General features: G+C 63.7%; 12 protein-coding genes. 11 read left to right on the top strand and 1 reads right to left on the bottom strand.

Annotated elements, in window-relative coordinates:
* The 4 genes from JDO7802_RS05515 to JDO7802_RS05500 all read left to right on the top strand — a co-directional run.
* Positions 1-563: flagellin (locus tag JDO7802_RS05515; protein ID WP_275934849.1), on the top strand; the 563-nt coding region annotated here is incomplete at its 5' end.
* 112 nt (positions 564-675) lie between these two features.
* Positions 676-1,047, top strand: a complete 372-nt coding sequence (gene flaF, locus JDO7802_RS05510) for a flagellar biosynthesis regulator FlaF (RefSeq protein ID WP_055083475.1) — start codon at positions 676-678, stop codon at positions 1,045-1,047.
* A gap of 1 nt (position 1,048) precedes the next feature.
* Entirely contained in the window at positions 1,049-1,453 is a 405-nt protein-coding gene (locus JDO7802_RS05505) for a flagellar biosynthesis repressor FlbT (RefSeq protein ID WP_055083473.1), read from the top strand.
* Entirely contained in the window at positions 1,450-2,235 is a 786-nt protein-coding gene (locus JDO7802_RS05500) for a DUF1217 domain-containing protein (protein WP_055083471.1), read from the top strand. Before JDO7802_RS05505 ends, JDO7802_RS05500 begins: the two co-directional genes overlap by 4 nt.
* Here the strand turns inward: JDO7802_RS05500 and JDO7802_RS05495 are convergent.
* Positions 2,203-3,579, bottom strand: a complete 1,377-nt coding sequence (locus JDO7802_RS05495) for a FliI/YscN family ATPase (protein ID WP_055083469.1) — start codon at positions 3,577-3,579, stop codon at positions 2,203-2,205. The genes JDO7802_RS05500 and JDO7802_RS05495 overlap by 33 nt on opposite strands.
* A gap of 90 nt (positions 3,580-3,669) precedes the next feature.
* On the opposite strand from JDO7802_RS05495, the gene JDO7802_RS05490 reads away from it, so the two are divergent.
* Genes JDO7802_RS05490 through flgA form a run of 7 tightly spaced genes read left to right on the top strand, consistent with a single transcriptional unit; the run spans position 3,670 to position 6,899 of the window.
* Positions 3,670-4,029, top strand: a complete 360-nt coding sequence (locus JDO7802_RS05490) for a flagellar basal body protein (RefSeq protein WP_245624152.1) — start codon at positions 3,670-3,672, stop codon at positions 4,027-4,029.
* A 2-nt stretch (positions 4,030-4,031) separates the two neighbouring features.
* A complete protein-coding gene (gene flgC, locus JDO7802_RS05485; protein WP_055083465.1) occupies positions 4,032-4,424 on the top strand; it encodes a flagellar basal body rod protein FlgC in 393 nt (130 codons plus the stop codon).
* 25 nt (positions 4,425-4,449) lie between these two features.
* On the top strand, positions 4,450-4,707 hold the full coding sequence (gene fliE / locus JDO7802_RS05480; protein ID WP_055083463.1) for a flagellar hook-basal body complex protein FliE: 258 nt from the start codon (positions 4,450-4,452) through the stop codon (positions 4,705-4,707).
* A gap of 3 nt (positions 4,708-4,710) precedes the next feature.
* Positions 4,711-4,977 (top strand): flagellar biosynthetic protein FliQ, encoded by a 267-nt coding sequence (locus JDO7802_RS05475; RefSeq protein WP_055083460.1) that lies wholly within the window; start codon positions 4,711-4,713, stop codon positions 4,975-4,977.
* Positions 4,978-4,979: 2 nt separating this feature from the next.
* Positions 4,980-5,693, top strand: a complete 714-nt coding sequence (locus JDO7802_RS05470) for a flagellar hook-basal body complex protein (protein WP_055083458.1) — start codon at positions 4,980-4,982, stop codon at positions 5,691-5,693.
* A 10-nt stretch (positions 5,694-5,703) separates the two neighbouring features.
* Positions 5,704-6,489, top strand: a complete 786-nt coding sequence (gene flgG / locus JDO7802_RS05465) for a flagellar basal-body rod protein FlgG (RefSeq protein ID WP_055083456.1) — start codon at positions 5,704-5,706, stop codon at positions 6,487-6,489.
* Positions 6,486-6,899: a flagellar basal body P-ring formation chaperone FlgA gene (gene flgA / locus JDO7802_RS05460; RefSeq protein ID WP_055083454.1), complete on the top strand. Its 414-nt coding sequence runs from the start codon at positions 6,486-6,488 to the stop codon at positions 6,897-6,899. The genes flgG and flgA overlap by 4 nt, the downstream gene beginning before the upstream one ends.
* The last annotated feature ends 10 nt before the right edge of the window (positions 6,900-6,909 follow it).

The following is a 6,909-nucleotide window of genomic DNA, read 5'->3' as shown; positions in this document are numbered from 1 at the left end:
CAGTGTCCCACACGGTCACCGCCGATGAGGCCGCGTCGACGACGACGGGCGACCTTATCGCGACTTCGATGAAGTCCAAGATCGACGGGCTCGGCATCGAAGGTCTGACCGTTGACTATGACTCTGGATCTGCGGGCGAGCTGACCATCGCGTCGGCTACCGCTGCGGCTGGCCCTCCTCCGGTTGCGGCGACGGCCAATGACATCGCCGTCAGCGGTCAGTTCACCAACGCCGGGTCCGGCGGCTTGGGTGCCCTGTCGAGCATCGACGTAAGCGATGCGGCCTCCGCCGAAGCGTCTCTCGCGACGGTCGAGGCCCTGATCGGGACCGCGATCGACGCGGCAGCCTCCTTCGGTTCGGCTCAGGGCCGCATCGAGACGCAGTCCGAGTTCATCGGCAAGCTGACCGATTCCCTCACGTCCGGGATTGGCGCGATGGTCGATGCCAACATGGAGGAGACCTCGGCCCGTCTGCAGGCGCTTCAGGTGCAGCAGCAGCTGGCGACCCAGTCGTTGTCGATTGCAAACCAGGCACCGCAGTCGATCCTGTCGCTGTTCCGGTAAACTGACGGCCCTGTCCCGGGCTTCTCCGGGGCAGGGCGTTCTTCGGGCCATGGCGCAAAGCGCCTGATCTTCGCCGATGCGCGAAGCTCGCTAAAAGTGAGTACCAGAAATAATGGGTCATCCTCAGCAAGCCGTCGCCGCCTATGCCGCGCTCGACGCTTCCATGTTATCACCGGGCCGGGCCGAAGCTCTCGTCTTCGCCAAGGTTACCCGGCGGCTGGAGCAGGTCTTCTCGGCCGACAATACCTCCTATGTGGCCCGTATCTCGGCGCTGCATGACAATCGCCGCCTCTGGCAATCAGCGGCCATCGCTTGTGCCGATGACGCAAATGCCATGTCCGATGCGCTGCGCGCCGATCTGATCAGCCTTGCCGCTTTTGTGGACCGCACGACGAGCGGTGTTCTGGGTGGATCGGCCGAGCCGTCCATTCTTGTCGAAATCAACCGTCGGGTCGCGGCCGGCCTGTCCGCGGGGTCGGTCTGAAATGGCCGGCCTGATGCTCAAGTTCCCCTCCGGCGATCGGATCGTCGTGAATGGGGCAGTTATGGAAAACGTCGGACGCGGCGCACGGCTTCGCCTGCTCACGCCCGACACGCAGCTTTTGCGCCTGCGCGACGCAATCGATCCCGCCTCGGCAACGACTCCGGTGGGCCGCCTGACCCATCTGGTGCAACTGATGCTGATCGGAGAGACGTCGCCACAGGCGGCGCTGCCCGAGGCGCTGGCCAGTCTTACGGCCTTACGCTCCGCATTCATTGACCGTGAAGATCGGGCTTGCGTAGATCAGATCGTCTCCTATCTCCAGGAAACCCAGTTTTATCAGGCCTTGCGAACCCTTGGTCGCTTGCGCCGCAGGGAGGCCGAGCTTCTCGGCGCGCCGGTCAGATGACATTCCAGCCCTTCGTGCCTGTCGGGGGTCTTGCGGGCTGGCGGTTTCTGCAGAATACGATCGAGACCCAGCGGTCGGCCCATGGCGCAAGTCCGGTGCTGGAACGTGATCTGGAATATTTCCGCGAGAATATCGGCAAGATCACGACGGCCGAAGAGCTGGTCGGTGATTTTCGTCTCCTGTCCGTCGCCCTGGGCGCTTTCGGTTTGAGCGAGGACATAAATTCCAAGTTTCTCATCAAGCGCGTTCTGGAAGAGGGGACGATCGAGACTGACGCCCTGGCCAATCGCTTGTCCGACAAACGCTACCGCGATCTTTCCCGCGCTTTCGGTTTCGGGGATTTTCCGGTCGCGAATACCGCTCTGTCGGATTTTCCGGATCGGATCGCTGACCGCTACAAGGAGCAGCGGTTCGAGATCGATATGGGCCAAACCAACGAAACGATGCGGCTCGCCCTGAATGCTCAGCGAGAGCTGCCGTCGATCGCGTCGGGTGACACATCCAATCGGACGAAATGGTTTACGGTAATGGGTACCGCCGCGGTCCGTGAGGTGATGGAAACCGCGCTTAACCTGCCATCCGCTATCGCGACACTGAGCATCGACAAGCAGTTGGACGTCTTTCTTGAGAGGTCGGAGGCGCTGTTCGGCACGAACGACCTTTCCAAACTGGCGCAGGGCGACACCCTGAGTCGCTTACTGGACCGGTTCACGGCCCTCGATCAATCGACGTCCGGCTCGAACGTCACATCACCCGCCCTGATCTTGTTGCGTGGGTTCTGAGGCTTCCGGCGGAGTGTAATTACGACCAAGAATACCGGCCAGAAGACGAAAGCCATCGGTCGCACGCGGCAGGCCCTGCGCGGTGAAAACCTCGTTAAGGCGCGGGACCAGAGCCATGCTGCGGTCGATCTCGGGACTGGAGCCGCGCTCATAGAGGCCCGATGTCACCATCAATTCATTGCGATCGTAGGCACCCAGGATCTTTCGCGTCTCGGTGATGAGCGCGGCTTCGCTTCGGCTGGCCGCGTCGGGCAAGCTGCGCGAGACAGACCGCAGGATGTCGACTGCCGGGAAGCGTCCCGATTCGGCAATCTCGCGAGATAGCACGACATGGCCGTCGAGTTGGCCGCGCATGATGTCGGCCAACGGCTCCTCCATGTCGGAGCCGGCGACCAGCACCGAAAAGACGGCCGTGATGTCGCCTTGGGCACCCTCGCCAGGGCCGGCACGTTCGCTCAGTTCGGCCAGAAGCGGCGTCAGGCTGGGAGGATGCCCCCGCAGCGAGGCGTCTTCCCCGGCTGCGGTCGTCACTTCCCGGTGGGCCTCGGCAAGGCGCGTGATGCTGTCGCATAGCAACAGCACATGCTTACCCTGGTCGCGGAAATGTTCGGCCACGGTCATCGCGGTCACGGCACATCGTCTGCGCGTGTTGGCCGGTTGATCGGCAGTCGCGGCGATCACGACGGTGCGCGCCATCCCGGCGGATCCCAAGACGCGGCGCACGAAGTCGGAAACTTCGCGACCCCGTTCCCCGACGAGGGCGAGAACACAGACATCGGCCTCCATTTCGCACGCAAGAGTGCCAAGAAGCGTCGATTTTCCGACGCCCGATCCCGCGAAGAGACCGATGCGTTGACCGCGCACCAGGGGCAGCATCGTATCGAGGACGGCGAATCCCGTGCGCAATCGCGCGCCCATGCTGCGGCGGCGTGCGCCCGAGGGCGGCGGCGCGCGCAGCGGGACAGGCGCGCCGGCACACAGCGGTCGATCATCGAGCGGTTGACCGAACGGATCGACGATGCGCCCGATCCAGCCGGCATGCGGGCTGACACGCGCGGGTCCGGCCGGCCGCACCGGAAGACCCATGCGAAGGCCGGTCGCGCTTGCGTAGGGCGTGGCCCACAGGCTGTCGCGCTGCAGGTGCGATACCTCCGCCCTTTGCGGCAGGCCAGCGGTATCGTCGTAGATCAACTCGTCGCCCAGAAGGGCGTGGTCGGACAGGCCCGTCACGCGAAATCCGGCGGGCGTCACCTCTGCGATTCGGCCAAGCGGATAGCTTCGCGCCATGGTCGCGACGCGGGCGCGCAATGGGGCGAATGGGTCGGCGGTTTCGATCGTCTGCATCGGTGGCCTCCTATGTCGATGAAACGGTTTCTAAAGGAATCACCCTTAAGGCTTCGTTTCACGGACGAAGGAGAATCCCCCGTGATCGAGATGCCTGACATTCTACGCCTTGCCGCCGGTGCCGCCGCACATTCGGCGAACCGCCAGGGCGTGATCGCCGCCAATGTGGCGAATGCCGATACGCCAGGTTTCCGGGCCCGTGACATGGCCGCGTTTTCCCCTGACGACGGATTTCAACTGCGCCGGACGGACGCGCGCCATATGGCCGGACAGGCCGGGCGGGCCGAGACATTCGCCCTGAAACAGGCGATGGCCGACCCCAACGGGAACACCGTCGATCTGGAGGATCAGGTCCTGCGCGGGATCGAAGCATCGCGTGCGCACAATCGCGCCATCACCGTTTATCGCAACAACCTCGATATCCTGCGCGCAGCCCTGGGTCGGAGATAGTCATGACCGAATTTTCAGATGCCCTGTCGGTCCTGTCGTCGGGAATGCGCGGCCAGGGACAGCGGCTGCGCCATGTGGCCGAGAACATCGCGAATGTCGACACGCCCGGATACCGGCGCAAGACCATCGAGTTCCGCGCCGAAGTCGAAGGAGGACGACGCACCGGAGCCATCGAAGCGGGTCCAGTGCAACTGTCGCGCGGTATCCTGCCGCGCATTCACGACCCCGAACATCCCATGGCCGATGCGCAGGGATACCACGACGGTTCCAACGTGGAGTTGGTGACCGAACTTGCCGACGCGCGGGAAGCACAGCGCAGCTACGAGGCGAACCTCAAGATGTTCGAACAGGTCAGGCGCATGTCCACGCAATTGATGGACATCCTCAAGCGCTGAACGATCAACCAAACAGGAGGCCAGAATGGACCTTACTTCCATCACCGCCGGGCTTGCCGCGACCCCGGCCCAGAAACCCGACGCGACCGTACAAGCGATGCAGGGATTCAGCGACATGCTTCGCCAGGGCGAAATGCAATCGACCGCAGCCGTGACCGGAGGCGCGGACCCGCATGCCTTGGTCACCGCACTGGCCGAAAGCAAGTTGGCCGTCGACACGATCGTGACGGTGCGCGATCGGGTGGTCGAGGCCTATCAGGAAATCCTGCGAATGCCGGTCTGAACCATGTCTGATCTGCTCTTCTACGATACGCTGCGCCAGGGTCTCTGGATCGCAGTGATGATATCGGCCCCGATCCTGGCCGTGGCGCTGGCCGTGGGTCTGGTAATCGGACTGCTGCAGGCGCTCACCTCCATTCAGGAGATGACGCTGACGTTCGTGCCGAAGATGGCGGCGATCCTGGGGGTTTTCTGGCTGACGATGGGATTTATGACATTGACGCTTGGCCGGTACTTTACCGACACGATCGTCCCGATCGTACAGGGGTTCTGATCATGGCAGATGGCATCTATCCCACCCTCGGCCGCCAGGCGGGCCTGTTGCGCGAAATGGACGTGATCGCGCAGAACATCGCGAATGCGAACACGACCGGTTACCGGGCGGAGGGTCTGATCTTCTCGGAGTTCGTCATCAAGGGGGAGGGTGGCGCGCCGTCGCTGTCTTTCGCCCACGCGCAGGGCCGGCAGACGCGGTTCGCGCAAGGCGGGCTGGAACAGACGGGTGGCACATTTGACATGGCGATCGAAGGGGACGGCTACTTTCAGGTAGACGTCGATGGCACACCGCATCTGACGCGGGCGGGGGCCTTCCTGACCGGTCCCGACGGCGACGTGCAGACCGCCGAAGGCCACCCCTTGCTCGACGAAGGGGGGGCCCCGCTATTGGTTCCGCCGAACGCGCGCGACATCCACATCGGCGGGGACGGCACCGTTTCGGCGGACGGCCAGCCCCTTGGCCGCGTCGGCATCGTCATGCCCGCAGACCCCGGAGCCATGACCCGACGGGCCGGCACCATGTTCGCCGCCGAGGAGGTTCAGCCGGTCGAAAACCCGCGCCTGATGCAGGGGTTTCTGGAGGCGTCGAACGTCAATCCAGTGCTGGAAATCGCGCGGATGGTCGCCGTTCAGAATGCCTATCAGATGGGGCAGGGCTTTATGGACCGTGAACACGAACGGATGCAGTCGATGCTGCGCCTGATGGATCAATGAGGAGAGTGACATGCGCGCACTGAGTATCGCCGCGACCGGAATGGCCGCGCAGCAGACCCGGGTCGAGGTGATTTCCAACAACCTCGCCAATATGAACACCACCGGATACAACGCCCGCCGGGCCGAATTCGCCGACTTGCATTACCAGCAGGTCACGCGCGCCGGGTCGATCAATTCAGCAACCGGATCGATCGTGCCGGCAGGTGTGCAACTGGGGCTTGGCGTCCGCCCGACGGCCGTGACGATGGAGGTCGCCCAGGGCGCGCTGGGCCAAACGGGCGGCGATTTGGACGTCGCGATCGAGGGCCGAGGATACATCGAGGTCACCCTGCCATCGGGCAATCCGGCTTACACGCGCGACGGGGCGCTCAAACGGACGGGCGACGGCCTGCTGGTCACCTCGGACGGACATCCGGTCGTGCCGGACGTGACGATACCGGATGACACGCGGTCCATTTCAATTAACCCCGAGGGCGAAATCTATGCCTATTTCGTCGACCGGGTCGAACCGGAGTTGTTGGGTCAGCTGACGCTTGTGGGCTTCACCAACGAAAAGGGGCTCGAGGCGCTGGGGTCGAACCTCTATGCCGAAACCGGTGCATCCGGCGCACCGCTCGTCGGGTTCCCGGGTGAAGACGGGCTGGGGTTCTTTCGACAAGGATACCTCGAAGAAAGCTCCGTCGATGCCGTCCGAGAGATCACCGATCTGATCGAAGCGCAGCGCGGGTATGAGATGAACGCCAAGGTCATCACGGCTGCCGATCAGATGATGTCGGCGACGACGCAGATCCGATGATCCGGCTGATATTCCTCCTTCTGGTGCTGGGAACTCCGGCTTTGGCGCAATCGGTGATGGCAGTCCACGCCGTGCGGGCAGGCTCTATGCTGGGTGCGGACGATCTTGCGTTTCACGATGCGGATGCCGCCCAGGGCTTTGCCGATCCGCGCGACGTCATCGGCCTGGAGGCGCGGGTCAACCTCTACCCCGGCCGCCCGATCCTGACTCGCGACGTCGGATTGCCGACCGTGGTGGAGCGCAATGCAATCGTTCCCTTGGTGTTCGAGCGGGGCGGTCTATCCATCACGCTCGAGGGGCGCGCGCTGGGCCGCGCGGGGGCCGGCGAAACCGTGCGGGTCATGAACCTGTCGTCCCGAAACACCGTCATCGGCGTGGCCAGCGAAACCGGCCAAGTCATCATTCGCTAATCGTCAGGAT

The sequence above is a fragment of the Jannaschia donghaensis genome (assembly GCF_001403795.1).
GTDB classification, from domain to species: Bacteria; Pseudomonadota; Alphaproteobacteria; order Rhodobacterales; family Rhodobacteraceae; genus Jannaschia; species Jannaschia donghaensis.
The sequence above is the reverse complement of the archived record's forward strand: the minus strand, read 5'-3'. Positions and strand labels throughout refer to the sequence as shown.

Excerpts from the sequence above, each read along its gene's own strand:
- JDO7802_RS05470 (WP_055083458.1), top strand. The coding sequence starts at position 4,980 with ATGGCAGATGGCATCTATCCCACCCTCGGCCGCCAGGCGGGCCTGTTG.
- flgA (WP_055083454.1), top strand. The coding sequence starts at position 6,486 with ATGATCCGGCTGATATTCCTCCTTCTGGTGCTGGGAACTCCGGCTTTG.
- fliE (WP_055083463.1), top strand. The coding sequence starts at position 4,450 with ATGGACCTTACTTCCATCACCGCCGGGCTTGCCGCGACCCCGGCCCAG.
- JDO7802_RS05490 (WP_245624152.1), top strand. The coding sequence starts at position 3,670 with ATGCCTGACATTCTACGCCTTGCCGCCGGTGCCGCCGCACATTCGGCG.
- flaF (WP_055083475.1), top strand. The coding sequence starts at position 676 with ATGGGTCATCCTCAGCAAGCCGTCGCCGCCTATGCCGCGCTCGACGCT.
- flgC (WP_055083465.1), top strand. The coding sequence starts at position 4,032 with ATGACCGAATTTTCAGATGCCCTGTCGGTCCTGTCGTCGGGAATGCGC.
- JDO7802_RS05475 (WP_055083460.1), top strand. The coding sequence starts at position 4,711 with ATGTCTGATCTGCTCTTCTACGATACGCTGCGCCAGGGTCTCTGGATC.
- JDO7802_RS05500 (WP_055083471.1), top strand. The coding sequence starts at position 1,450 with ATGACATTCCAGCCCTTCGTGCCTGTCGGGGGTCTTGCGGGCTGGCGG.
- JDO7802_RS05505 (WP_055083473.1), top strand. The coding sequence starts at position 1,049 with ATGGCCGGCCTGATGCTCAAGTTCCCCTCCGGCGATCGGATCGTCGTG.
- flgG (WP_055083456.1), top strand. The coding sequence starts at position 5,704 with ATGCGCGCACTGAGTATCGCCGCGACCGGAATGGCCGCGCAGCAGACC.
- JDO7802_RS05495 (WP_055083469.1), bottom strand. The coding sequence starts at position 3,579 with ATGCAGACGATCGAAACCGCCGACCCATTCGCCCCATTGCGCGCCCGC.